Origin of the sequence: Micromonospora sp. NPDC005220, assembly GCF_040607895.1 — a bacterium.
Taxonomy (GTDB): domain Bacteria; phylum Actinomycetota; class Actinomycetes; order Mycobacteriales; family Micromonosporaceae; genus Micromonospora.
This window is the reverse complement of the sequence record NZ_JBEXHP010000011.1, coordinates 103,764-129,388: the sequence shown is the minus strand read 5'-3', so window position 1 is coordinate 129,388 and position 25,625 is coordinate 103,764. Positions and strand designations below refer to the sequence as shown.

The 25,625-nt window shown below is 70.5% G+C and carries 21 protein-coding genes and 1 pseudogene; 13 read left to right on the top strand and 9 right to left on the bottom strand.

All coding sequences use genetic code 11. The features are described from left to right. Nucleotides 1-124: 124 nt before the first annotated feature. Together ABZU52_RS08020 and ABZU52_RS08015 are read right to left on the bottom strand one after the other, a co-directional pair. Entirely contained in the window at nt 125-3,010 is a 2,886-nt protein-coding gene (locus tag ABZU52_RS08020) for a transglycosylase domain-containing protein (protein WP_354970324.1), read from the bottom strand. 197 nt (nt 3,011-3,207) lie between these two features. After that, nucleotides 3,208-3,657 (bottom strand): DUF5318 domain-containing protein, encoded by a 450-nt coding sequence (locus ABZU52_RS08015; protein ID WP_354970323.1) that lies wholly within the window; start codon nt 3,655-3,657, stop codon nt 3,208-3,210. A gap of 175 nt (nt 3,658-3,832) precedes the next feature. On the opposite strand from ABZU52_RS08015, the gene ABZU52_RS08010 reads away from it, so the two are divergent. Beyond that, nucleotides 3,833-4,471 (top strand): PadR family transcriptional regulator, encoded by a 639-nt coding sequence (locus tag ABZU52_RS08010; protein ID WP_354970322.1) that lies wholly within the window; start codon nt 3,833-3,835, stop codon nt 4,469-4,471. 23 nt (nt 4,472-4,494) lie between these two features. Beyond that, nucleotides 4,495-5,574 (top strand): inositol-3-phosphate synthase, encoded by a 1,080-nt coding sequence (locus tag ABZU52_RS08005; RefSeq protein ID WP_238669615.1) that lies wholly within the window; start codon nt 4,495-4,497, stop codon nt 5,572-5,574. Nucleotides 5,575-5,637: 63 nt separating this feature from the next. Here the strand turns inward: ABZU52_RS08005 and ABZU52_RS08000 are convergent, their stop codons facing one another. Genes ABZU52_RS08000 through ABZU52_RS07990 form a run of 3 tightly spaced genes read right to left on the bottom strand, consistent with a single transcriptional unit; the run spans nt 5,638 to nt 6,762 of the window. Continuing rightward, nucleotides 5,638-6,024, bottom strand: a complete 387-nt coding sequence (locus tag ABZU52_RS08000) for a hypothetical protein (RefSeq protein WP_354970321.1) — start codon at nt 6,022-6,024, stop codon at nt 5,638-5,640. Further along, nucleotides 6,021-6,227 carry a ribbon-helix-helix protein, CopG family gene (locus ABZU52_RS07995; protein WP_088987059.1) on the bottom strand — a complete coding sequence of 69 codons (207 nt, stop codon included), beginning with the start codon at nt 6,225-6,227 and terminating at the stop codon, nt 6,021-6,023. The genes ABZU52_RS08000 and ABZU52_RS07995 overlap by 4 nt, the downstream gene beginning before the upstream one ends. A 55-nt stretch (nt 6,228-6,282) precedes the next feature. Next, nucleotides 6,283-6,762 carry a methylated-DNA--[protein]-cysteine S-methyltransferase gene (locus ABZU52_RS07990; protein WP_354970320.1) on the bottom strand — a complete coding sequence of 160 codons (480 nt, stop codon included), beginning with the start codon at nt 6,760-6,762 and terminating at the stop codon, nt 6,283-6,285. Between the two features lie 70 nt (nt 6,763-6,832). Between ABZU52_RS07990 and ABZU52_RS07985 the strand changes: the two genes are divergently transcribed. Next, entirely contained in the window at nt 6,833-7,354 is a 522-nt protein-coding gene (locus tag ABZU52_RS07985) for a hypothetical protein (protein WP_354970330.1), read from the top strand. A 29-nt stretch (nt 7,355-7,383) separates the two neighbouring features. Beyond that, nucleotides 7,384-8,901: an SPFH domain-containing protein gene (locus ABZU52_RS07980; protein ID WP_354970319.1), complete on the top strand. Its 1,518-nt coding sequence runs from the start codon at nt 7,384-7,386 to the stop codon at nt 8,899-8,901. A gap of 78 nt (nt 8,902-8,979) precedes the next feature. Here the strand turns inward: ABZU52_RS07980 and ABZU52_RS07975 are convergent, their stop codons facing one another. After that, a complete protein-coding gene (locus ABZU52_RS07975) occupies nt 8,980-10,440 on the bottom strand; it encodes a CCA tRNA nucleotidyltransferase (RefSeq protein WP_354970318.1) in 1,461 nt (486 codons plus the stop codon). A gap of 126 nt (nt 10,441-10,566) precedes the next feature. Between ABZU52_RS07975 and murJ the strand changes: the two genes are divergently transcribed. The 7 genes from murJ to ABZU52_RS07940 all read left to right on the top strand — a co-directional run bounded on the left by murJ (nt 10,567) and on the right by ABZU52_RS07940 (nt 18,930). After that, nucleotides 10,567-12,318 (top strand): murein biosynthesis integral membrane protein MurJ, encoded by a 1,752-nt coding sequence (murJ, locus tag ABZU52_RS07970; RefSeq protein WP_354970317.1) that lies wholly within the window; start codon nt 10,567-10,569, stop codon nt 12,316-12,318. A gap of 446 nt (nt 12,319-12,764) precedes the next feature. Continuing rightward, nucleotides 12,765-14,372, top strand: coding sequence for a protein kinase family protein (locus ABZU52_RS07965; RefSeq protein WP_354970316.1), 1,608 nt, complete (start codon nt 12,765-12,767; stop codon nt 14,370-14,372). Between the two features lie 34 nt (nt 14,373-14,406). Next, nucleotides 14,407-15,117 (top strand): RNA polymerase sigma factor SigM, encoded by a 711-nt coding sequence (gene sigM, locus ABZU52_RS07960; protein WP_354970315.1) that lies wholly within the window; start codon nt 14,407-14,409, stop codon nt 15,115-15,117. Beyond that, nucleotides 15,114-16,106, top strand: coding sequence for a hypothetical protein (locus ABZU52_RS07955; RefSeq protein ID WP_354970314.1), 993 nt, complete (start codon nt 15,114-15,116; stop codon nt 16,104-16,106). Before sigM ends, ABZU52_RS07955 begins: the two co-directional genes overlap by 4 nt. Before the next feature lie 183 nt (nt 16,107-16,289). Then, entirely contained in the window at nt 16,290-17,240 is a 951-nt protein-coding gene (trxB, locus tag ABZU52_RS07950; RefSeq protein ID WP_354970313.1) for a thioredoxin-disulfide reductase, read from the top strand. A 31-nt stretch (nt 17,241-17,271) separates the two neighbouring features. Next, nucleotides 17,272-17,595 (top strand): thioredoxin, encoded by a 324-nt coding sequence (gene trxA / locus ABZU52_RS07945; RefSeq protein WP_354970312.1) that lies wholly within the window; start codon nt 17,272-17,274, stop codon nt 17,593-17,595. Between the two features lie 171 nt (nt 17,596-17,766). Continuing rightward, nucleotides 17,767-18,930 (top strand): N-acetylmuramoyl-L-alanine amidase, encoded by a 1,164-nt coding sequence (locus tag ABZU52_RS07940; protein ID WP_354970311.1) that lies wholly within the window; start codon nt 17,767-17,769, stop codon nt 18,928-18,930. A gap of 14 nt (nt 18,931-18,944) precedes the next feature. On the opposite strand, the gene ABZU52_RS07935 is transcribed toward ABZU52_RS07940, so the two are convergent. Continuing rightward, the gene (locus ABZU52_RS07935; protein ID WP_110564833.1) at nt 18,945-19,610 is read right to left on the bottom strand and encodes a GNAT family N-acetyltransferase; all 666 of its coding nucleotides are present in this window, start codon (nt 19,608-19,610) and stop codon (nt 18,945-18,947) included. A 295-nt stretch (nt 19,611-19,905) separates the two neighbouring features. Here ABZU52_RS07935 and ABZU52_RS07930 point away from each other — a divergent pair, with 295 nt between their 5' ends. After that, nucleotides 19,906-21,219, top strand: coding sequence for a PLP-dependent aminotransferase family protein (locus ABZU52_RS07930; RefSeq protein ID WP_354970310.1), 1,314 nt, complete (start codon nt 19,906-19,908; stop codon nt 21,217-21,219). Nucleotides 21,220-21,226: 7 nt separating this feature from the next. After that, on the top strand, nt 21,227-22,228 hold the full coding sequence (locus ABZU52_RS07925) for a D-alanine--D-alanine ligase (protein ID WP_354970309.1): 1,002 nt from the start codon (nt 21,227-21,229) through the stop codon (nt 22,226-22,228). Nucleotides 22,229-22,939: 711 nt separating this feature from the next. Here the strand turns inward: ABZU52_RS07925 and ABZU52_RS07920 are convergent. Both ABZU52_RS07920 and ABZU52_RS07915 read right to left on the bottom strand, forming a co-directional pair. After that, nucleotides 22,940-23,530: pseudogene (locus ABZU52_RS07920) on the bottom strand (hypothetical protein); the annotation flags it as partial. 1,071 nt (nt 23,531-24,601) lie between these two features. Continuing rightward, nucleotides 24,602-25,615, bottom strand: coding sequence for a ParB/RepB/Spo0J family partition protein (locus ABZU52_RS07915; RefSeq protein WP_354970308.1), 1,014 nt, complete (start codon nt 25,613-25,615; stop codon nt 24,602-24,604). Nucleotides 25,616-25,625: the final 10 nt, after the last annotated feature.

The following is a 25,625-nucleotide window of genomic DNA, read 5'->3' as shown; positions in this document are numbered from 1 at the left end:
GACGGTCACCGTCGATCCGGGATAGCAACCGTCATCAATCCGGACAATCCTCAAGTCACTCGCGACGTCACGGCCGGCTTCCCCCAGCTCGCGGCCGGCGGCGGCGTTGTGCGATGGTGCGGGGTCAGTCCCTGGTGGGTGGCAGGCTGGGTAGCAGCCCGCCACCGCCACCACCTTGTCCGCCGCCGCCGGGGTTACCGCCGGGATTACCGCCAGGGTTGCCACCGGGGTTACCCCCAGGGTTGCCACCGGGATTGTTCCCGCCGGGGTTGCAGAACAGGTCGATCAGCGGGTTACAGGGGGCGCCCTGGCCGGGCTGACCCCCCGGGTTGGTCGGTGGTGGTGGCGGCGGCGGCTCCTTGCCGTTGCCCTTCGTGACATCACCCTCGCCGGTGACGCTGGGCAGGGGAATCTCCTCCTGGCCCTTCAGGGCGGTGTTCATGTACTTCTCCCAGATCGGGCCGGGGAGCGTCGAACCGCCGATGTCCTTGCCGCCGGTGAGCTTGATCTGCGGCTTCTTCGGATCCCGGCTGCCCACCCACACCGCTGTGGCGTTCTGCGGGGTGTAGCCGACCGTCCAGGCGTGCGAGTTGTCCTTGTTGTCGTACTCCCAGGTGCCGGTCTTGGCGGCGGCCTGGCGGCCGTCTTCCAGGGAGATGTTGTTCGGCCGGGGGATCTGCTTCAGGACGCCGGTGACCTCGTCAGTGATCTTTTTGGGGATCCGCTGCTCCACCTTGATGCGCTCGCTGCCGACCACCTTCCACTTGCCGGTGTCCTTCTCCTGCTGCTCCACCTTGATGATGAAGTGGGCCTTGATGTACTTGCCGTCGTTGGCGAAGGTCGCCATCGCGTTCGCGTGGTCGAACACGGTGATCGGGTACTTGCCGAAGGCGGTGTAGTTGTCGAACGGGTTCGGCCCCTTCTTCGACAGGTCGAAGGCCTGCGGCGGGTCGACGCCCCACATGGTGGTCACGCCGGCCTTCCGGGCCATGTCGACGACCTTGTCGGCGCCGATCGTGTCGGCGACCCAGTAGAAGGGCACGTTGTACGACTGGATCGTCGACTCTTCGAGGGTGCAGTACTTGCCGCACTTGAGGTTGGTGCGGTTGGCGTTACCGATCGTGTCCCTGGAGCCCTTGGGCTTGTACGGCGTGGGGTCCCAGTGCGACTTGACCGAGATGCCAGCTTCGATCGCGGCGGCCAGGGTGTACACCTTCATCGACGAGCCCGGCTGGTGCCCACCGGTCAGGTCGCCGTTCTTGTCGACGTTCTTGCCGGCGTAGTCGAAGTCGGCGCCGCTGTCACCGCCGTAGTAGGCGAGCACGCGGCCCTTCGACGGGTCGATCGACACCACTGCCGCCATCAGGTTCTTCGGCTGGTCGTAGAGCTCGGAGCCCTTCTTCGACTGCATCGCGGTGTTCTCGGCGGCCGCCTGGAGCTTCGGGTCGATGGTGGTGGTGATCCGGTAGCCACCGTCCCGCAGGGCGTCGACGCAACTGACCTTGCCCTCCGCGCCGTTGTCGGAGCACAGACCCATCTGGTCCATCTCCTGACGGACGTAGTTGATGACGTTGCCGCGCGGGCTGTCGACGCCGAAGCCGACGCCGTCCTTCTTCGGCGGCAGCACCTTGGGGTACTCAGTGGGCCGCGGCTCCTTGCCGGGCACACCAAGCCAGCCCTCCTTGACCATGCCATCGATCACGTAGTCCCACCGAGTCCTGGCGTCGGTCGGGTTGACCGACGGGTCGTACCCCCGGTGGGTGTCGGTCGCCTGCGGCTGCTTGATCAGTGCGGCCAGGACCGCACCCTCCGCTGGGGTGAGCTTGAGGGCCGGCTTGCCGAAGTAGGTCTGCGCCGCTGCCTCAATGCCGTACGCGCCGCGTCCGAAGTAGATGACGTTCAGGTAGTGCTGCATGATCTCTGGCTTGCTGTACTTGTCGTTCAGCTTGGAGGCGAGGATGGCCTCCTTCACCTTCCGGCCGTACGTGTCGTCCTTGAGGTTCTCGAACGCGTTGCGGGCGTACTGCTGGGTGATCGTCGAGGCGCCCTGCTTGTCACCGTTGGAGACGTTGTTCCATGCGGCCCGGACGATGCCCTTGTAGTCGACGCCCGAGTGCCGGTAGAAGTTCCGGTCCTCCGCAGCGGCGACCGCGTCCTGCACGTGCTGCGGGATCTGCTGGATGGTGACGAAGCTGCGGTTCTCGCTGCCCAGCTTGGCGAGCTGCGTCTTGCCGTCCTTGGCGTACACGGTGGTGGACAGCGGCAGCGGCATCTCGTTCGGCATGACCACGTTGGTCGAGTAGTAGGTGAAGGTCACCACACCGAGGCCGGCGAGCATGATGAAGACGGCGAACCCGGCGATCAGCAGGTTCATCCGCTTACGCTTCTTCGCCCGTGCCGCCGCGCCCGAGTCACCCGGACCACGACCACCCCGACCGGGACCGCCCGGACCGCCCGGCCCACCGGGACCGCCCGGCCCACCGGAGACCGGTGAGACGCTCGCCCGGGCGACCGCCGCACGACCACCGACCGACGCGGAGCCCACGCTGGCCCGGCCCGCCGAGGCGGTGCCCACCGAGGCCGCACCGACAGCGGCGGCGCCGACCGCGGCCCGACCTGCCGGCGCGCCCGGTGCCGGGGAGACGGGCACCGAGGCCCGACCGGGGACCGCGCGGCCGGCGGCCACACCGGGTGCCGGCGACACCGGCACCGAGGCCCGACCGGCCCGACCGGTCGCTGCGGAGCCCACCGAGGCGGACCCGGCGGCCACGCCGCCACGCGGCGGCACCGAGGCCGAGCCGCCAACCGTGGCTCGTCCACCGGCCGCCCGCGGGGTCACCGAGGCGCGGCCCGGGGCTGCCGCGCCACCCTCCGAGGCTGACCAGCCGCTCCCGCCGGAGTCACCGCCGGGTCTGCGGTACGCGTCGTCCGCGCCCGGTCCGGGGTCACCGTCCGGACCCGGGTACTGGGCCCGTCCGCGCGCAGAACTGGGATCGCCGTACGAGTTCATTCCTCACACCCTGCCGGTCGCGGTGGGGCGCGACTGCGCCGCCACCGGGTTGCCGTGAGTTGCTTCACCCGGGAGGCCGGCACGGGGGTGCCAACCGACCAGGGTCATTGCCGTATCAATCGGGCCAATCGGGCCAACAGCCGGTCGGCCGTCCCGGGTTACGTCTGCGGCCCCGGGGCCGGTCCAACCAGGTGAGATCACCGTTGCGCCTCTCGCCTCCGCCGACCGGCGCCTTCGGCGCCCGCCGCGTCCTGCTCGCTGGTGCCGTCGCTGTCGCCGGCCAGACCGTCCCGGCCGAGCAGGTACTGCTCGACGAGATGGTTCCAGTCACAACCGAGGCACACCTCCACCACGAAGACCTGGAACTCACGCAGCGTCATCGCCAGCACGGGCAACTCGGTCAGTGTCCGGGCCTGCCCGGCGGACTGCTTGAGCTCGTCACCGTAAATGTAGTGGACCAGGGTCAGGTTTTCGCTGCGGCAGATCGGGCAGCGGCGGTCGGTCGGCTCGCCGTGGAACCGAGCGGCGTTCTTCAGGTACGGCGACGCATCGCAGACGTCGTACGTGCCGACTCGCCCGGCCAGGAGCTCACGCAGCACTGCTCGCTTCTGAAGCGAGTAGTCGACGACCTGGCGCTGCGTACGCATGCGGAGAAGGGTACGCGGTCCGGCCCGAGCAGGCGACCATGCTCACAATCCGTGACGAAGACATCTCGGAACGGGGGTTTGCCCTGGCTCGTACGACCCGCTAACGTGCGATGTATCGGTCCGATACATCGCGGCGGTTACCACTCCACGCCGGAGGGTAAAGAGAGGGTGGCCAGTGCTTGAGTTCGCCATCCTCGGCCTCCTGCAGGAGTCTCCGATGCACGGCTATGAGCTGCGCAAGGAGCTGACCGCCAAACTCGGCGCGATCCGGGCGGCGATCAGCTACGGCTCGCTCTATCCCACGCTACGCAGGCTGCAGGCGGTGGGATGGATCACCGAAGCTGCTGAGACACCCGCCACTGCCGAGGAGGTTCCCGCGCTGACCAGCCGACGAGGTCGGGTGGTCTACAAAATCACCGCGGAAGGCAAGGAACGCTTCGCCCAGTTGATCGCACAGGCCGGGCCCGAGACGTACGACGACACGGGCTTCGGGGTGCACTTCGCGTTCTTCGCCCGGACCGACCAGGCGACCCGACTGCGCATTCTGGAGGGTCGCCGCCGCAAGATCGAGGAGCGTCGCGAAGGGCTTCGTGACGTGCTGGGCCGGGCAGCCGAGCGCCTCGACGCTTACACGCTGGAACTGCAGCGCCACGGCCTTGATGCCTGTGAGCGCGAGGTCCGCTGGCTGGAGGAGCTCATCGCCAACGAGCGCTCCGGCCGAGCCCCGACGGTCCCGAACACCGGGACAGCCGGCGGCCGACGAGAAGACAACAGCCCGCCTCCGCCTGGAGAGACCAGGAATGAGCGGCCGTGACAGAAAAGAAGGAGGCAGACGCTATGGGCTCCGTCCGCGTCGCCATCGTCGGTGTGGGTAACTGCGCCTCGTCCCTGGTTCAGGGCGTCGAGTATTACCGGAACGCCAACCCGAACGACCGCGTCCCGGGTCTCATGCACGTCGCCTTCGGCGACTACCACGTCAACGCCGTGGAGTTCGTCGCGGCATTCGACGTGGACGCCAAGAAGGTGGGCATGGACCTCGCGGAGGCGATCGTCGCCAGCGAGAACAACACCATCAAGCTCTGTGACGTGCCGCCGACCGGCGTCAGCGTGCAGCGCGGTCCGACCTTCGACGGTCTGGGCCAGTACTACCGCGAGATCGTCGAGGAGTCGGACGCCACCCCGGTCGACGTGGCGCAGGCGCTGCGCGACGCGCAGGTCGACGTCGTCGTCTGCTACCTGCCGGTCGGCTCCGAGCAGGCCGCCAAGTTCTACGCCCAGGCCGCGATCGACGCCGGCTGCGCGTTCGTCAACGCCCTGCCGGTCTTCATCGCCTCCGACCCGGAGTGGGCCCAGAAGTTCACCGACGCTGGCCTGCCGATCGTCGGTGACGACATCAAGAGCCAGGTCGGCGCCACCATCGTGCACCGCGCCCTCGCGAAGCTCTTCGAGGACCGCGGCGTCGAGCTGCTGCGCACGTACCAGCTCAACTTCGGCGGCAACATGGACTTCATGAACATGCTGGAGCGCAAGCGGCTGGTCTCGAAGAAGATCTCGAAGACCCAGTCGGTCACCTCGCAGATCCCGCACGAGATGAGCAAGAGCGACGTGCACATCGGCCCGTCGGACCACGTGCCGTGGCTGGACGACCGCAAGTGGGCGTACATCCGCCTGGAGGGTCGCTCGTTCGGTGACACCCCGCTCAACGCCGAGCTCAAGCTCGAGGTGTGGGACTCCCCGAACTCGGCCGGCGTCATCATCGACGCCGTCCGGGCCGCGAAGATCGCCCTGGACCGGAAGATCGGCGGCCCGATCCTGTCGGCCTCGTCGTACTTCATGAAGTCCCCGCCGGTGCAGTACGCCGACCACGACGCCCACCAGGCCGTCGAGGAGTTCATCGCCGGCGAGGTAACGCGCTGACCTGCTGAACACCAACAGCATCGGCGAGGGCCGGGTCCGAACGGACCCGGCCCTCGCCGCGTTTCAACCTGTCATCTCCAGGTACGGCGACAGCCGCAGCGCCAGCTCGTCGACCGAATCGATTTCACCACTGGCCAACGCGTCGGTGAGCGCCATCCGCTCCTTGGCCGGCATGTGTAGCGCAACCCCGCAACGGATCAGGAAGACCCGCATCGCCGCCCAGGCGAGGCCCGCGTTCCACATGTCGAGTGGCCGCCAAACCATCAACCCGTGCATCAACGCCGCCGCCCTGTCCAGCGCGGTGGGGTACACGGCACGCCCCAGGATCCGGGCGTGCGGGCGGGCCGCCGCAGCGACGAGGATGCCGCCGTCCCTGACGCGACTGTGCTGGCCTGTGTGCTCGGATAAGAGGATCAACAGGTCCTCCGGCTCGGGCCACGGTTGAATCACCGATCCCCCAACATCTCGAAGAATTCGGCGTCTTCCTCCAGGACCCGTCGGGCGGCCTGACGGGTCCACTCGTTGCGCTCCTGACGCTCGAGGTATTCCTGGATCGCCACCTCGACGGTCTTGTGCATCGAACGGTGTTCCGCCTCGGCCAGCTCCCGAAGGCGCTGCTCGACCTCGGGCTTGAGCGTCAGGGTGAAGGCCATACCGTTTTTGTATAGCTCTTCCGGGGGTACGTCAACCAGGCTCGGCAATGGCTGGTCAGGACCACGCGTGTCGGAGGGCGACCGCGGCCTCCAACTCCAGCAGCTTGACCTTGCGCGGCAGGCCCCCACCGAAGCCGACCAGCTTGCCGCCCGCGCCGACGATCCGGTGACACGGCACGATCACCGGCACCGGGTTGCGGTTGCAGGCCACACCCACCGCCCGCGCCGCCCCGGCGTCACCGACCAGGCGCGCCACGTCGCCGTACGTCAGCGTCTCCCCATAGGGGATTCGGGTCATCTCCCGCCACACGGCCCGCTCGAAGTCGGAGCCCCGGGGCATCGACACCGGGACGCCGAACGCGGTCAACTCACCGGCGAAGTACGCCCGCAGCTCGGTCACCGCCCGCCGGGACAGCGCGTCGCCGGGCTCGTCGACCGCTGCGTCGACCCGACCGAAGGCGGTGCCACAGACGTTCGTGCCATCGGTGGCGACGGAGAACTCGCCGATCGGTGAGTCGAGCACGGTCCAGCGCATCAGGCCATTCTCCCCGACCTCCGCCGGTGCTGTTCCGTGGAGCGGTCGGGCGTTGCGTGACGTCGATACCGTGCAGATCGTGGCAGCGGGGACGCTCATCTTTCTGATCATCGGCGGGGCGGGCATCGGTGTGCTCGCGCTCGCGCTGCTCGGCACCGAGCTGCTCCAGTTCGGGCACGCCGACGTGGACGGGCCGATCTCGGTCGAAACGGTCGCCGGCTTCGCCGGGGCGTTCGGGTTCGGCGGGGCCATCGTCAACGAACTGCTCGGTGCGCGTACACCCGGCATGGTCGTCGGTGCGGTGGCCGGCGGCGTGCTCGCGGCCGTGCCCACCGGCTGGTTGGCGTCCCGGCTGAGCCGGGCGGCGCGGAACATGCGCACCGACCCCACCCCCACCCGTGACGACCTGGTCGGCGCGCTCGGCCTGGTCGTCACCCCGGTGCCGGCCAACGGGTACGGCGAGGTCCGCATTCGCCTCGCCGGCCAACCGGTCAAACTCAGCGCCCGCGCGGACCAACCGATCCCGATCGGCGCCCAGGTCTTCGTCGTGCAGGCGCTCAGCGAGACCAGCGTGCACGTAGAGACCTACTGACCTTCCCCCTCATAGACGGGACTCCTCATATGGCCCTACTCATCGCCATCGGCGGCGCGGTACTCCTCGCGCTCATCCTGGTGTTCTTCGTGCTCTCCCGGATCAAGGTGGCCGGCCCGAACGAGGCGTTCATCGTCACCGGCCGCAAGGGCCGCACCACGCAGACCGCCGACGGTGGGCGGTCCACCGACAACTCCGGGCAGAAGGTCGTGCTGGGCGCCTCGGTGTTCGTGCTGCCGGTGGTGCAGAAGCTCCAGTCGCTCGACCTGTCCAGCCGGCGGATCGACGTCGGCATCCGGGGCGCCGTGAGCAAGCAGGGCATCCGCGCCGACCTGCACGGGGTGGCGATCGTCAAGGTCGGCGGCACCGAGGACGCGATCCGGGCCGCCGCCCAACGGTTCCTGCACCAGCAGGACGAGATCGACAACTTCACCCGGGAGGTGCTGGCCGGCGCGCTGCGCTCGATCGTCGGCCGGCTCACCGTCGAGGAGGTCATCCGGGACCGGGCGGCGTTCGCCAGCGCGGTCGCCGAGGAGGCCGAGCACTCGATGACCAACCAGGGTCTGGTGCTGGACACCTTCCAGCTCCAGGACATCCTCGCCGAGGGCTCCTATCTTCAGGACCTGGGCCGGCCCGAGGCCGCCCGGGTGCTCAAGGACGCGGCGATCGCCGAGGCGCGGGCCCGGCAGCAGGCCGAGCAGGAGCGGCTGCTCGCCGAGGAGGCCATCGCCGAGGCGAACCGGAACCTGGCCCTCAAGCAGGCCGGCATCCAGGCCGAGATCGACGCGGCGAAGGCGAAGTCCGCCGCCGCCGGGCCGCTCGCTCAGGCCGAGCGGGACCAGGCGATCCTCTCCGAGCAGCAGAAGGTTGCCGAGCGCAACGCCGAACTCAAGCAGCGCCAACTCGACACCGAGGTGCGCAAGCCGGCTGACGCCGCGCGGTACAAGGTGGAGCAGGAGGCCGAGGCGTCCCGGAACGCGGCGGTGCTGCACGCCGACGCGCAGCGCCAGTCGGTCATCGCCGCCGCGCAGGCCTCCGCCGAGCAGGCCCGCCTCACCGGTGAGGGTGAGCGGGCCCGGCGGGCCGCGCTCGCCGAGGCGAACGCCATCGAGGGCGCCAAGGAGGGTGAGGCCGAGCAGCGGCGGCGCTCCGCCATCGCCGAGGCGGTGGAGCGGGAAGGTCAGGCCGAGGCCGCGGCCATCCTGGCCAAGGGTGAGGCCGAGGCGGACGCGATGGCGCGCAAGGCCGAGGCGTTCGCCGCGTACGGGGAGGCGGCCGTGCTGGACCTACTGGTCAAGGTGCTGCCGCAGGTCGTCGAGGCGGCCAGTGCGCCGATCGGGGCGATCGACAAGATGACCGTCATCTCCACCGACGGCGCGTCGTCGCTGACGAAGTCGGTGGCCGGCAATGTGGCCCAGGGCCTCCAGCTCGGCAGCGACCTCACCGGAATCGACCTGCCCGGCCTGCTGGCGCGGCTCGGCTCGGCGTCCACCCCGGCCGGCAATGGCACCGCGTCGGTCGACGGGAAAGCCGTCGAAGGCCGCTGACTGGGTACGCCGACGGGCCGCCGCTCCCGGTTCGGGGATGGCGCCCCGTCGGCGTCGGTCATCGCGAAGCTCGAAGCGCTAGGTGATCAAACCCTCTGCGCGGGCCCAGCGCAGCAGCTCCGCCTCGGCGGCGTCGCGGTCCAGCGGACCGTGTTCGAGGCGCTGTTCCTTGAGGTGCTTCCACGCCCGCCCGACCACCGGCCCCGGCGGTACGCCGAGCAACTCCATGATCGCGTTGCCGTCCAGGTCGGGTCGGACCCGCGCCAGGTCCTCCTCGGCCGCGATCCTGGCGATCCGATCCTCCAGCGCGTCGTAGTCGGCCGCGAGCTGGGCGGCCTTGCGCCGGTTGCGGGTGGTGCAGTCGGAGCGGGTCAGCTTGTGCAGGCGAGGCAGCAGGTCACCGGCGTCGGCGACGTAGCGGCGCACCGCCGAGTCGGTCCACTCGCCCCGCCCGTAACCGTAGAAGCGCAGGTGCAGCGCGACCAGCGCGGTCACCTTCGCGGTGACCTCCTTCGGGTACCGCATCGCCTTCAACCGGGCCTTGGTCAGCCGGGCACCGACCACCTCGTGGTGGTGGAAGCTGACCCGGCCGTCGGAGCCGACCGCCTTCGTCGCCGGCTTGCCCACGTCGTGCAGGAGGGCGGCCATCCGCAGGATGAAGTCGCAGCCCTCCTCCTCGTAGGAGATCGCGTTCTCGACGACCGTCAACGTGTGCTCGTAGACGTCCTTGTGCTGGGCGTGCTCGTCGATCTCCAGCTTCAGCCCGGTCAACTCCGGGATGAACCGCTCGGCCAGCCCGGTGTCGACCAGCAGCCGCAGCCCGGTGATCGGGTCCGCGCCGCAGAGCAGCTTGGTGAACTCGTCGCGGATCCGCTCGGCGGTGATCCGGTCCAGGTCGGCGGCCATCTCGGTCATCGCCACATGCACGTCCGGGTGCACGGCGAACCGCAGCTGGGCGGCGAACCGGGCGGCCCGCAGCATCCGCAGCGGGTCGTCGCCGAACGACTCACCCGGCGTGCTCGGGGTACGGATCATCTTGGCCGAGATGTCGTCCAGCCCGCCGTGCGGGTCGGTGAACCGGTGGTCCGGCAGGCTGACCGCCATCGCGTTGATGGTGAAGTCGCGCCGTTTCAGGTCCTCGTCGAGGCTGGTGCCGTACACCACCACCGGGTTGCGGCTGACCTGGTCGTACGACTCGGCTCGGAAGGTGGTGATCTCCAGCCGGAGGCCGTCGCGCTGAGCGCCGATGGTGCCGAACTCCCGGCCGGTCTCCCAGATCGACTCGGCCCAGCCCTTGATGATCCGCAGGGTCTCGTCGGGGTGCGCGTCGGTGCAGAAGTCGAGGTCGTCCCCGAGTCGACCGAGCAGGGCATCCCGCACCGAACCGCCCACCAGGTGCAGCTCGTGACCGGCGCGGACAAAGCGGCGGCCCAACTCGTCGGCGACCGGGGAGACCCGGAGCAGTTCGGCGACGGCGTTGCGCTGCGCGGCGGTGAGTTCGCGGCGGTCGGCGGCGTGAGGTGCGGAGGCTTCGGACATGGGATCGCCAGCTTATCGGGCCGGGGTGTGATCCGATCCGCCGGGCGCGGGTATCGGGTGGGGGTTGACTATGGTCTGTGGCGTGCGGGTCGGTGTCCGACTCGACGTACCCCTGGGAGGCTGGAGATGAGCGGCGGGCTCTACCGCAGCGCCAACGCCGCGAACGATGGCGGCACCGGCACCCGTCCCGGGGACGGTGCCACGTTCATCTCCGCCGAGCCGCTGAACCAGCCGGCCATTGAGTCGACCGCGCCGCCGCAGGAGCAGGTGGGCGAAGCGAGCGCGGCGGCCAACAGCGCGGTGATGGCGATCGGCAGCCTGGTCAGCCGGGGTACCGGCTTCCTGCGCACGTTGGCGTTGACCGCCGCGCTGGGTGGGGCGCTGGTGGGTGACGCGTACACCACAGCGCAGATTCTGCCCGGCATGGTCTACGAGTTCCTGCTCGGCGGCATCCTCACCAGCGTGCTGATCCCGGTGCTGGTCCGCCGGCGCAGGGTCGACACCGACGGCGGTCAGGCGTACGCCCAGCGGCTGCTGACCCTGGCGGTGCTGACCCTTGCCGGCGCGGCGCTACTCGCGGTGCTCTCGGCGGGCCTGTTGACCAAGCTCTACGCCGGCGACAACACCGGGGAAAGCTTCCGGGACCTGGTCAAGGCACTGTCGTACCTGATGTTGCCGATGATCTTCTTCACCGGCCTCAGCGCGCTGATCAGCGCGGTGCTCAACACCCGCGGGCACTTCGCCGCGCCGATGTGGGCGCCGATCCTCAACAACCTCGTGGTGATCGCCACCGCCGGGCTGTACATAGCGATCTTCGGGGCGGAGATCGTCAAGCCGGACGAGATGACCCCCGGCCGGATTCTGCTGATCGGTGGCGGCACCCTGCTCGGCGTCGCGATTCAGGCCGCCGGGCTGTTGCCGGCGCTGCGCAAGGTCGGTTTCCGGTGGAAGTTCCGGTTCGATTTCCGGACCCTCGGGCTGCGGGAGCTGGGGCGCCTCGGCGGCTGGATGTTCTGTTACGTCGCGGTGAGCCAGGTCGGCCTGATCGTGCTCTTCAACCTGCTGAACCGGGCAGGTAAGGAGAACGCCGCCGGCCCACTGATCTACAACAACGTGTTCCTGCTGCTGATGATGGCGCACGGCATCATCGCCGTCTCGATCATCACCGCACTGATGCCCCGGATGAGCGCGGCCGCGGCCGACGGTCGGTACTCCGACGTCGCGGCCGACCTGTCCCGGGGCACCCGCACCGTCTCGGCGGTGCTCGCCCCGATCGCGGTCTGCTACGCGGTGCTGGCGACCCCCCTTGCCGTGACGCTGTTCCGCTACGGCGCGTTCACCGACGAGAACGCGGCGGACACCTCGCTGGTGCTGCTCCTGGCGGCGCTGGCCCTGGTGCCGTTCGCGATCAGCCAACTCTTCACCTTCGCCTTCTACGCCCTGCCGGACACCCGCACCCCGGCGCTGATCAACATCGCGGTGGTGGCCCTGCGAATCGGTGTGCAGGTGGTGCTCTACGTCGCCTTCGCCGCCCACTTCGCCGCGGCCGGGATGATGATCGGCAACACCGTTTCCTACCTGGCGGCGGCGTTCGCTTCGGCCTGGCTGCTGCGGCCGCGGGTAGGTCGGATCGGGATGGGCGCCATTCTGCGCACCCTCGGCCGAGTGGCGATCGCCGCGTTGGGGGCCGCCCTGGTCGGCCTCCTCGTCGTGAACCTCCTGCCCGGTGGCGACCGACCAAGTTGGATGCAGGCTGTCGTGCAGTTGGTGATCGGCGGTGTGGTGATCGGCGGGACCTATCTGGGTCTGGCCATGCTGCTGCGGATCGGCGAGATCACCGAGGTGGTCGGGATGGTTCGCCGCCGCCTCGGTCGCTGAAAGCCAGCAGCTGATTACAACAAGTTGGCATTCATACGGACCGTGACTGCGGATCACCAGGCTGGGGATGCTCCTGTGGATAACTCCGCGATTCGCCGGTCAGCCACCGCTTCAGCCTGTGGATAACCAACCGTACGGCTGAGGGTGGCAACCCGATCGGTGGGAAAGCACGAGGCAGCGCGAGCGCCACTCCTGCCCAGCCCCGGCGTCGGTCACTTGCGGTGAAGCCGTAGATTAGCTAGTACATGTGCCAGCAACGTGGCTGACAACGGTCGTAACCGGACGACTTCGCCGACTGCCGGAATCACCGCCAGGTACGGCGGGAAGATGACATGTCGGAGAGACGGGCAACCCGGGTAAGGTCGCTCTCGACGGGTACGGCAGGGGCCGACGCTGGGCGTCGACACCGGTCGGCCGGTTCCTTCAACGGCAGAGCGGGAAGCCACATGCCCAGCAGTTCGGGTTCATCGATCGACACGATCACCGAGGGAGGACGGGTGACCCAGGTCGGCGAGGGTCAGGAGGCGGACGAAAGCGCTCCTCCGGTCATGACCTTCGGTGCTCCCACGGCCGGTGAAGTCCTCGCCGAGCGGTACGAACTGGTTGAGCACATCAACAACGACAGTGCGGGTCGGCTGGTCTGGCGCGGGGTCGACGTCATCCTGCGCCGTCCCGTTGCCGTGGTGCTGCGTTACCCTGGTGGCGACTCCGCCACCGAGATGCTTCAGGCCGCCGTCGCGGCCAGCCGGGTCATCCACCCCAACCTGGTCGGCGTCTACGACGCGATCGACGAGGCCGACCGGGCGTACGTGGTGCGCGAGTGGGTCGACGGGCAGTCCCTGCGGGACCTGGCGGCCGACGGCCCCCTGGACCCGGCTCGCGCCACCGCCATCGGCAACGCCGTCGCGAGCGCGCTCGCCGCGGTGCACGCCACCGGCATGGTGCACGGCAACGTCCACCCCGGCACCGTCATGATCAGCGATGAGGGCCGGGTGGTGCTGGCCGACGCCCGCACCGACGGCGCCGACAGCCAGGAGAACGACATCCGAGCGGTCGGCGGGGTGCTCTACTTCGCGCTGACCGGCTCGTGGCCGCACGCCGAGGCACCGCTGCACGGCGCCACCGCGGGCCATGGCCGCGCCGCCATCCCGGACGCTGTTCGGGACGCCGCTGGTGCCATCGCGGCACCCCGCCAGGTGCGGGCCGGCGTTCCGGCGTACCTGGACGACCTCACCATGGATCTGCTCGACGCCGAGATCGCGCCGCCGTCCTCCGACGTGCTCGCCGCCGAGCTGGCGCGACTGGACGTGCCGGCCGAGGATGAGCACTACCTCGACAACAGCGGGCCGCTGCGGTTCGCCGCCGAGACCGGGGAAGAGCCGTCGCCGCTGGCCGCGGCCGGGGGCCGCAAGGTCGCCGTCGGCATCGCTGGTCTGCTGGCCGTCGCCCTGATCGGCCTGCTGATCGGGATCATCTCGCTGGGCGGCGACGACGAGGACCCGCAGTCCAACCCGGTCGCCGCGCCGACCTCCAGTGCCCCGGCCGGCGACGCCACCCCGGCCGCCGCGACGGCACGCAAGCTGACCGTGAAGGACGTCCGGATCATCGACCCGGACAGCAAGAACCGCAGTGAGGTCCGTGACGCCGAGAAGGTCATCGACGGTGACGAGGACAAGGGCTGGGAGACCGAGACCTACGAGAACAGGCCCAACTTCGGCAACCTGAAGAAGGGCATGGGCGTCTGGCTCGACCTCGGCGAGCCGCACACCGTCAAGTCGGTGCAGGCGGTGCTGTCGGCCACCGGCGCGTCCGCCCAGCTCCTCGCCGGCACGACCAAACCACCGTCCAGCTCCAGCGGTGACAAGCAGTTGGTGGCGAGCTACAAGACCGCCATCGGCCAGCCGTTCGAGGACCACGACGGCACCACCATGACGTTCAACGGCTTCGACGCCGACCAGAAATACCAGTATCTGCTGTTCTGGATCACCCAGCTGCCGCCGTCCGAGAACGGATTCAAGCTGGGGGTGCAGGAGATTACGGTCCAGGGGTCGTGAGCCGACCCGGGCACCGTACGCACTGGACGCGGTGATGGACGGGCGCGCCGCCGCGAAGGACCTGGAGCTGCTGCGCGCGCACGTCGCCGGTGACCGGGACGCCTTCGCCGAGTTGTTCCACAGGCACCGCGACCGGTTGTGGGCGGTGGCCCTGCGGACGCTCGGCGACCGCGAGGAGGCCGCCGACGCACTCCAGGACGCCTTGCTGTCGGCGCATCGGGCGGCGGCCCGGTTCCGCGGCGACTCCGCCGTCACCACCTGGCTGCACCGGATCGTGGTCAACGCCTGCCTGGACCGGATCCGACGCCGGCAGGCGCACCCCACCGTGCCGCTGCCGGACGGCAACCGGGCCGAGGACGGCACCGGCGGGCTGGAGCCGGCGGCACCGGCAGCGGACCACGACACCGTGCTGGTGGTCCGCGAGGCGCTCGCCGCGTTGCCCGTCGAGCAGCGCGCCGCGCTGGTGCTGGTGGACGTTCAGGGCTATCCGGTCGCCGAGGTCGCCCGCATCCTCGGCGTCGCCGAGGGGACGGTGAAGAGCCGGTGTGCCCGGGGCCGGGCGCGGCTGGCCGTGCTGCTCGGGCATCTCCGTCCCGACGCCGTCGCGACGCCGTCGGCCCGACCGGAGCCGGCCGCCTCGATCACCGGCGTGCCCGGCGTCACGCCCGGGAACCTCGGCCCGGTGGAGGGCGTCGGATCGGGGTCAGGCCGGTACCGGCGGGACGCCAACCAGGAGGACACGTGACGACCGAGGGGTTCCGGGAGGTCGACGCGGACCTGCTCGCTGACTACCTCGGCGGGGCGTTGGACGGCACCCCGCAGCAGGACGAGGTCGCCCAGCTGGTCTCCGCGGACCCGTCCTGGGCCGAGGCGTACGCGCTGCTGGCCCCCGCCGTGGCCGAGGTCCGGGCGGACCTGACCCGCTGGGCCGAGCCGTCCCCGGAGATGCCGTCGGCGATCACCGAGCGGCTGCTGGCCGCGCTGGCCGCCGCAGAGCCGACGAACGACACCTCGACCGAGGCGGCGCCCGGCGGCGATCCGGTGACGCCGGTGGTCGTACCGGCGCAGGGCGGGGCCGGCCGTCGACCGACCGTTCCCACGCCGGTCGGGTCGGGGCGCAGGGTGTCCACCGGTCCGGGCCGCCGCCGCTGGCGCGGCTGGGCCCGCCGTGGGGCACCCGTGGCCGCCGCCGCGATCGCCGTCGTGGCCGTCGCGCTGGGCCTCAACCAACTGTCGATGCGGGCGTCGGACGACTCCAGCGACGCCACCGCCCTGAACCGACCGGCGAGCGCGCCCGAGGGCGTCGCGGGGGCCGAAACGGTCCGCACCACCGGGCCGTCACTGCGCAGTGGTACGAACTACACCGCGCAGACCCTCGGCGACGCCTACGGCCCGCACGCTCCGGCTGCCAGCCGGGCGACCGGCAACACCCCGGGCGGGCAGCCGGAGGTGGCTGGCGGGGGCGACCGCCCCGCCTCTGCCCACGGGTCGGACCAGCTGGCCCGGCTGACCGACGAGGCCGCGCTGACCAGCTGTCTGGCCAGCGTCGCCGCGGAACACGGATCTGCACCACTGGTGGTCGAGGTGACCGACTACGCGCGGTTCCAGGGCGAACAGGCGCTGGTTATTCGCTTCACCGATGCGACCGGAGCGCGGTGGGCCTGGGTGAGCGGGCCGGAGTGCGGAGTGCCTGGGTCCGGCTCGGACAGCCGGTATTCGGCGCGGGTAGGGTGAATCCACGGTCAATGGCACGATGACTGCCCACGTGACCTGACCCACCGGATGCCCGGCTCGGGAATCCCCGGTTCGTACGATGACGTTCTGGAAGTCAGCTGCCGGCCCCACCCAGGCGTCGGCAACTCGGATCAGCATCGGTGCTCGCGCCGACGCCGAACACACACAACTCGGGAGACGGCAGTGGACGAGGTCCGCAACCTGATCATCATCGGCTCCGGGCCGGCCGGCTACACAGCGGCGGTCTACGCCGCACGCGCCAACCTCAAGCCGCTGATCATTGAGGGCGTCCAGTCCGGTGGCGCGCTGATGACCACGACCGAGGTGGAAAACTTCCCCGGCTTCGCTGACGGCATCCTCGGCCCCGAGCTGATGGACAACATGCGCAAGCAGGCCGAGCGGTTCGGCGCCGAGTTCCTCACCGACGACGTGACCCGGGTCGAGCTGGTGGACACCGGCGACGCCGGCTCCGGCGCGGTGAGCACCGTCTGGGTCGGCGAGACCGCCTACCGGGCGCGATCGGTCATCCTCTCCACCGGGTCGGCCTGGCGTCCGCTGGGCGTGCCGGGTGAGCAGGAATACCTGGGCCACGGCGTCTCCTCGTGTGCCACCTGTGACGGCTTCTTCTTCCGCAACCAGCACATCGTCGTCGTCGGCGGTGGCGACTCGGCGATGGAGGAGGCCAGCTTCCTCACCCGCTTCGCGGAGTCGGTGACCATCATCCACCGGCGCGACTCGTTCCGGGCCAGCAAGATCATGGCCGACCGGGCGCTGAGCAACGAGAAGATCAAGGTCGAGTGGAACAGCACCGTCGAGGAGATCCTCGGCGACGACGGCAAGGTCACCGGCGTACGCGTCCGCAACGTGCACACCGGCGAGACCAAGGTGCTGGACGTGACGGGCGTCTTCGTCGCCATCGGTCACGACCCGCGCAGCGAGCTGTTCCAGGGCCAGGTCGAGCTGGACGACGAGGGCTACGTGAAGGTCCACGCCCCGAGCACCCGCACCAACGTGCCGGGTGTCTTCGCCGCCGGCGACGTGGTCGACCACACCTACCGTCAGGCGATCACCGCGGCCGGCACCGGTTGTGCCGCCGCGCTCGACGCCGAGCGGTTCATCGCGACGCTCAGCTGAAACAAGGAACACATCCCGGAGGAGGGGCATAGTGGGAACAACCAAGGCGGTCACGGACAAGAGCTTCGTCAGTGACGTGCTGCAGGCCGACAAGCCGGTGCTGGTGGACTTCTGGGCGGAGTGGTGCGGGCCGTGCCGCAAGGTGTCGCCGCTGCTCGAGGAGATCGCCCGGGAGATGGGTGACCAGGTCACCATCGTCAAGCTCAACATCGACGAGAACCCGGAGACCGCTCGGGCCTACCGGGTGATGTCGGTGCCGACGCTCACCGTCTTCAAGAACGGCCAGCCGGTCCAGTCGATCGCCGGTGCCAAGCCGAAGGGCGAGCTGGTCCGGCTCATCGAATCGGCCCTCTGACCCGCAGAAACATCAACCGAACCCCGTACCCGCTCGCCGGGTGCGGGGTTCGGTGTCTCCTGGACCGGACCGTCGACGTATTTTTCGGCCCCAGCCACCTCGCCGCCCCGGAGCGCATAGCCTCAAGCCTGGGCCGCCCGGCCAGCCAGCGTCGTGCAGAGGGGGTCGTGCGTGCGTCCAATTCGACCCGGTGACCGGGGACCCGCGGTCACGGAGATCCGTACCATCCTGACCGGCCTCGACCTGCTCGCCGCCGCCGGCTCGCACACCGACGAGTTCGACCTCGACACCGAGCGGGCGGTCCGCGCGTTTCAGCAGTCGCGCGGGCTCAGCGTGGACGGCCGGGTCGGCGCGGAGACTTGGCGCGCGCTGGACGCCGCCCGCTGGCGGCTCGGCGCCCGCACCCTCTACCACGCGGTTCCCGAGCCGCTCACCGGCGAGGACGTCCGGTCGCTGCAGGAACGACTGCTGGAGATGGGGTACGACGTGGGCCGCGCGGACGCCATCTACGGTGTCCGGACGTCGCGGGCGGTGGCCCAGTTCCAGCGCGAGGTGGGGCTCACCCCCGACGGTTCCTGCGGCCCACACACGATGAACGCGCTCCGCCGGATCGGCCGCAAGGTGGTCGGAGGCCGCCCGCAGTGGCTCCGCGAATCCGACGCCATCCGGCAGTCCGGGCCGGCGCTGGTCGGCAAGACGGTCGTCATCGACCCGGGGCACGGGGGCACCGACCCCGGGATGGTGGTGCCCGACGGCGCGCTGCGCTGGACCGAGGCGGACCTGGTGCACGACCTGGCCAGCCGACTGGAGGGGCGACTCGCCGCCACCGGGATGCGGGTGCAGCTCACCCGGGGTCCGTCGCCCGACAGTTGCCTGCCGGACACCGACCGGGCCCTGCTCGCCAACTCGCTCGGTGCCGACGTGTTCATCTCGCTGCACCTGGACGGCCACGCCAACCCGGACGCCGAGGGCGTCGCGACCTACCACTACGGCACCGACAACGGGGTGACCTCGGCAACCGGTGAGCGCCTGGCCGGGCTGGTGCAGCGGGAGATCGTCGCCCGCACCGGGCTGCGCGACTGTCGTACCCACGCCAAGACGTGGGAGCTGCTGCGACTGACGCGGATGCCCGCCGTCCGGGTCGAGGTCGGCTATCTCACCTCGCCGACGGACCGCGCCCAACTCGTCGACCCCCGGTTCCGGGACCGGGTGGTGGAGGCGATCGTGGCCGCGGTGCAGCGGATGTACTACCCGATCGAGCGGGACGTCCCGACCGGATCACTCGACGTCAGCGAACTGCGTGCCGTGGTGACCGCCGGCACGGTCGTCGACTGATCCGCCGCCGGGCGTCAGCCGTTGGTGGAGCGGGTGGCCGGGGCGGGACGGACCGGCCGGAGCAGGGTTTCCGGGCTCATCGACCCGAGCAACTTCTCCAGCGCGTACTCGACGTCGGACTTCCAGCTCAGCGCCGTCCGCAGCTCAAGGCGCAACCGAGGAAACCGCGGATGCGGACGGACGGTCTTGAAGCCCACGGAGAGGAAGAAGTCGACCGGGGCCACGCAACCGCCGGCCGGGTCGTCCGCGTCGCCGAACTTGGCGTCGCCGAACGCCTCGATGGCCTTGATCCCCCGCTTGGTCAGATCCCGGGCGACACCCTGCACCAGCATCCGGCCCAACCCGCCGCCGGCGAACGCGGCCACCACGTTGGCGGTCATCAACAGTGCCGCGTCCGCGGAGACCGGTGAGGTCGGAAACGCCATCGAGCGGGGCACGTAGGCGGGCGGGGCGTACATCACGAAGCCGGCCGGCATGCCGTCGACGTACGCGAGTTTGCCGCAGGAGCCCCATTCCAACAACGTCTGGGAGACCCACGCCTCCTTCTCCAGGCCCGGATCGCCGGCGGCGCAGGCCCGGTCCGCGGAGACCGGATCGAGCTCCCAGTAGACGCATTGCCGGCACGGACGCGGGAGGTCTTCCAACGTGTCGAGGGTCAGGCTGACCAGACGTCGCGACATATGGCGCATCCCCACAATAGGCTCGGTGGTGAAACCGGCATGGAACGACAGCGCCGCCTTCCTGCCCCCGACGAGCGATCGTACGCCGCCGATCGGCGATACGGGAGGGGACGCGCAAATGCCCACCCCAGCGGGGGACGCCGCGGGCGGTCCGCCATGTGGTCGATCTGCCTCGGCACGGCGGCAGCCCGGCTCTGGCGGACTAGGATCGACAATCGGTGTGCCCGCCGCCATGGTCAGCGGTGTGCGGGGTACCCGGGGCGGGAGCCACCCGAGCAGCGATCGAGGTGAGGTCATGACCGGCACGACACTCGACGACTACACCGACCGGTACGCCCGGCGGGTCCGCGGGATGACCGCCTCCGAGATCCGAGCACTGTTCGCGGTGGCCAGTCGACCGGAGGTCGTCTCGCTCGCCGGCGGAATGCCGTACATCGCCGCACTGCCCCTCGATGCCGTCGGCGAGATGCTCGGCCGGCTCGGCTCCGAGCACGGTGCGACCACCCTCCAGTACGGCATCGGCCAGGGCACCCTTGAGCTGCGCGAGCGGATCTGCGAGGTGATGTCGCTCTCCGGGATCGACGCCGCGTGCGGGGCTTCCCCGGAGGACGTCGTGGTCACCGTGGGCGGGCAGCAGGCACTGGACCTGGTGGCCCGGCTCTTCCTCGACCCGGGTGACGTGGTGCTCGCCGAGGGCCCGACGTACGTCGGTGCGCTCGGTGTCTTCCAGGCCGCTGAGGCGCAGGTCGTCCACGTACCGATGGACGCCGACGGGCTGATCCCGGAGGCGCTGGAGACGGCCATCGCCGACCTGGCCCGCGCGGGCCGGCGGGTCAAGTTCCTCTACACGATCCCCACCTACCAGAACCCCGCAGGCGTGACGCTCAGCGAGGAGCGCCGGGAACGGGTGCTCGACATCTGCGAGCGCGCCGGCCTGCTCGTGGTCGAGGACGACCCGTACGGTCAGCTGGGGTTCGAGGGCGAGGCCCCGGCCCCTTTGCGGGCCCGCCGCCGGGATGGCGTCTTCTACCTCAGCACATTCTCCAAGACCTTCGCCCCCGGGCTGCGGGTCGGCTGGATCCTGGCGCCGCACGCGGTCCGCGACAAGCTGGTCATCGCCAGCGAGGCGCAGATCCTCTGCCCCAGCGGTTACGCCCAGGCCGCCGTGTCCACCTACCTGGGCACGATGCCGTGGCGGCAGCAGCTCAAGGTCTACCGCGAGGTCTACCGGGAACGCCGGGACGCGATGCTCGACGCGCTGGCCGACCTGATGCCCGAGGGCACCACCTGGACCAAGCCGGCAGGTGGTCTCTTCGCCTGGGTCACCCTGCCGGACGGGCTCGACTCGAAGGCGATGATGCCCCGCGCTGTCGCCGCCCGGGTCGCCTACGTTCCCGGCACCGGCTTCTACGCCGACGGCACCGGCACCGGTGCCATGCGGCTCAACTTCAGCTTCCCGTCGCCGGAGCGGATCCGCGAGGGCGTCCGCCGGCTGGCCGGTGTGATGGAGCAGGAGATCGCCATGCGCCGGGTCTTCGGTGCCGTTGGCGGCGCCGCCGGCCGACGCGGGCGGGCCGGCTCCGACGTGCCAGGGCCCGACTTGGCATGATGCCGGCATGGGTACGACCGCCGAGCACCTCCTCGTGACCGATTCCGCCGTCTCGGCCGACCTGCGCGTCGTGGTGCTCGCGGGTGGGCTCTCCTACGAACGGGACGTGTCGCTGCGCTCCGGTCGTCGGGTGCTCGACGCGCTGCGCGCCGTCGGGGTGGAAGCCGAGCTGCGCGACGCGGACGTGGCGCTGCTACCAGCGCTCGCGGCCGACCCGCCGGACGCGGTGGTGATCGCGCTGCACGGCGCGACCGGCGAGGACGGCTCACTGCGCGGGGTGCTCGATCTGTGCGACATCCCGTACGTCGGCTGCGACGCTCGGGCCTCCCGGGTCGCCTGGGACAAGCCCTCGGCCAAGGCGGTACTCCGCGAGGCCGGCATCCCCACCCCGGACTGGGTGGCGCTCCCGCACGATCGATTCTCCGAGCTTGGCGCGGTCGCCGTTCTCGACCGGATCGTCGACCGTCTGGGCGTACCCCTGATGGTCAAGCCGGCACAGGGCGGGTCCGGGCTGGGCGGGGCGGTGGTCCGGGACGCCGCCGCGCTGCCCGCCGCGATGGTCGGCTGCTTCGCCTACTACTCCACGGCTCTGGTGGAGCGGTACGTGCCGGGTATGGACGTGGCGGTCTCCGTCGTCGACCTCGGCGACGGCCCGCAGGCGCTGCCGCCGGTGGAGATCGTGCCGCGCAACGGCGTGTACGACTACGCCGCCCGCTACACCGCGGGGCGGACCACCTGGCACGCCCCGGCCCGGCTGGACCCGGAGGTGGCCGCCACGGTCGCTGACGTGGCCCTCGCCGCGCACACCGCGCTCGGACTGCGGGATCTCTCTCGCGTCGACGTGATCGTGGACGCGGCCGGCCAGCCGCACGTGCTGGAGGTCAACGTCTCGCCCGGCATGACGGAGACGTCACTGCTCCCGCTCGCCGTGCAGGCGGCCGGGCTGGACTTCGGCCGGCTCCTCGGCACCCTGGTCGCCCGAGCGGCGGCCCGCCTGACCACTCACTGACCTACCCGTCGGCCGAGCGGCGCCGTCCCCGGTCGACCACGAGGTTGGTCTGTCGAAGCCAACCTCGTGGCCGGTCGCAGATCACTGGCTCGCGCGTACGTCGGGTGTGTCGCTGCCGTTGCTGCGGGCGGCTGCGGCCGGATCGCTGCTGCCCCCGGCGCCGTTCCCGGCAGCGGTCCTGCGGACGGCCCCCCCGATGGCGTCCGTGTCGGAGTCCGTCGGGTCGGCTGGACCCGAGGGAGCCTCGTCGGCGCCTGCGCTCTCCGGGCCGAGGTGGGGCGTGTCGGTGGGCATTACCACCGTCCCGACGGTGGGCGTTGCCGCCGGCCTGTCGGTGGGCGTTCCCACCGGCCCGTTGACGGGCGTTGCCGCCAGGTCGACGCGAGGTCCGTCGGTGGGCGTCCCCGCCGTGCCGGCGCTGCCGGACACGGCGTTGTCGAGCGGTGCACTGTCAAGCGCTGCACTGTCGAGCGGTGCGCTGCCGAACGCGGCGGTGGTGGAGTCCGGGGCGGTCGAGGCGGCGTCCGCGTCCACGACCGGCTCGACCGGAGGCGCGCTCTCGGCGTCGGTCAGATCGGGAGCGGAGTCGAGCGCTGGTTCCGGGATCTCCTCTGCCGATTCGATGATCGAGACCACCTCCGCCCCGGCTGCTGCCACTGAGGCAGCCTCCGCTGCGGCAGCGGCGTCCGCGGCAGCGGACTGGGCCAGCAGACTGGACGGCGCCTGCCACTGGATGCGGGGCGGCTCGGCGAGCGGACGGCCACCGAACTCGGCGAGCCAGGCCGCGACCAGTGCCAGATTTTCCCGCCACTGCGCCTCGGAGATCGGCGGCAGGATCGAGTCCCACAGTGACAGGAACGTGCCCCGCAGCTGAAGGCGGCCGTACGGGCGGGCGAGGAACCACATGTGCAGATGAGCTGAGCCGTCGCCCCAACGATTGACGTGCACCCGCGCCACGCCGTCGAGCGACCGGATGGCCCGCTCCAGCCGTACGGTCATCACCCCCAGCTCGGCAGCCAGCAGATTCGGCAGGTCACCGAGGTCGAGGTGGGTCCGCGACTCCAGGATGAGCACCATGGGCAGACCGGTGGGTCGGTCCATGGCGCGGACCCGCCACCGCTCGCCCACCCAGATGTAGGCGTCGTCGGGTGCATTGCAGGCGGTGCATTCCCGGAGACCCTCGCCCTTCCGGGGCGGTTCGACCGGGACCGGATCATCGAGTTGCTTCACATGGAGGTCACCCTCGAAGGGAAATGACGGCCACTGGGTGAAGTCCGGGACTGAGGGAGGGGTGTCGTGCACGACGCTGACCCTAACCGAGTCTGGCACCGCTGTCCCTACCTGTTTGAGCGGGCCCGGACGACCGAATCGGTGCCCGGCGTCGACCCGGGCCCGCGTGGTCGCGCGGGCACCGAGAGGCGATATCCACAGGCTGCCGAGATCCTGAACACAGGCCGTCATCCACAGGCTCACACCCACTCCCACGCGCTGTTTCACGTGAAACGGGGGGTGCCTGTGGACAACCGGTGTGGATAACTTTTTGGTCGGTCCGTCGTTGTCCGCGAACCGCCAAATCGGCGGTTCGGTGGCCACCGGGGGCGGCGGTAGCGGGAGCGCTCCGACCGCGTCGCATGCCGCCGCCGAAGCGGCCTGCACCCACCGGCCAACTCAAAATTTGGCGGACCAGCGAGACGGATCTCTGTTTCACGTGAAACCGGGCACGCCCGGCGTGGGGTCGTCGGCTGGGTGGACGCCCCGGGCCCAAGTCGCTGTTTCTGCCGCACTCCGGCGTTGGGCGCCCCGGTGGCATGGCTGACGGCTCGATCGGCGTCGAGGGACGCGCGTAGGAGTGCTCCGACAGGTCGGACTCGCACCGCCAGCCTCGGCGCGCCCGAGGATGACCACGAGACGCCTTCCGCGCCACTCAGCGGCCCGCAGGCGCGTCGAGTGGGGCAAGGGGTGGCTGCGGTCGAGTGGACCATCCCAAAGCCCTCTGCGACGCGTCTAGGGGCTTCGCTCAGCAGCCCCCGCTGGCCGCCGCGCTGACCCAGCTCTCGCCGCCGCGCCGCTCGCCGCCGCGCCGCTCGCCGCCGCGCCGCTCACCGCCGCGCCACTCACCGCCGCTCGCGCTCCGAGGACTGCCTTCGAACGCGTGCTCAGCGCGAGCCCGTCCGCACGCGTACTCCAGGGCCTTGTCCCTGCGGTCTGGGTGCCGTCGGTCTGGCTGAGCGAACCGAGGACGAGGACGGCCCGTCGGGTTGGCCGATCCGCTGGAGCGGGATCGCCGGCTGTTTCACGTGAAACGCGACGACCCGGGACGCAGAACGGCCGCGCCCCGATAGGTGGCGCGGCCGTAGGCGAGAGGGGTCGGGTTCAGTCCCCGCTCTCCTCCTGCTGTACGCCGATGATTCCGACGATCCGCTCAAGGTCGTCCACCGTGGCGAACTCGATCGTGATCTTGCCCTTGCTCCGGCCGATGTCCACCTTCACCCGGGTGTCGAAGCGGTCGGACAGCCGATCGGCGAGATCGGTCAGGGCCGGCGCGTGCGCCTTGGGTCGCCGTTTGGCGGCCTGACCCTTCGCCGGCCCGTCGTTCAGTGCCAAGGCCACGATCTCCTCGGTGGCCCGAACCGACAGCCCCTCGGCCACGATCCGCAGGGCCAATTGCTCCTGTGCCTCCGCCTCGTCGAGGCTCAGCAGAGCGCGCGCGTGCCCCGCCGACAGGATGCCGGCCGCCACCCGGCGCTGTACCTGTGCGGGCAGATTCAGCAGTCGGATCGTGTTGGAGATCTGCGGCCGGCTTCGGCCGATCCGGCGGGCCAGCTCCTCGTGGGTGGCCCCGAACTCCTCCAGCAGTTGCTGGTAGGCGGCGGCCTCTTCCAGAGGGTTCAGGTTCGCCCGGTGGATGTTCTCCAGCAGGGCGTCGCGGAGCATGGCGTCGTCACGGGTGTCCCGGACGATCGCCGGGATGCTCTCCCGCCCCACCGCCTGGGCGGCCCGCCAGCGCCGCTCGCCCATCACCAGTTCGTACTTCTCGTCGTCGAGCTGCCGAACGACGATGGGCTGGAGGAAGCCGACCTCCTGGATCGAGGTCTTCAGCTCCTCCAGTGCCTCCTCGTCGAAGACCTGACGGGGCTGCTTCGGGTTGGGCATGATCGCGTCGACCGGGATCTCGGCGAATCGAGCACCGGGCACCGGGCTGAGCACGGGCTCCGGCTCGCGGACCGGCGCTCCGGTGGGCACCGTGGTGACGGCGACAGTGCCCGCATCATCCGTGTGCTCGTTCTCCGGCTCGGCGGTCGCGGTGCCAGCGGCACCCGGCGCCGGCCCGGTCGGGATCAGCGCCCCCAGGCCCCTACCCAGACCGCCCCGAGGACGGTTCTTCATGCCACGCCTC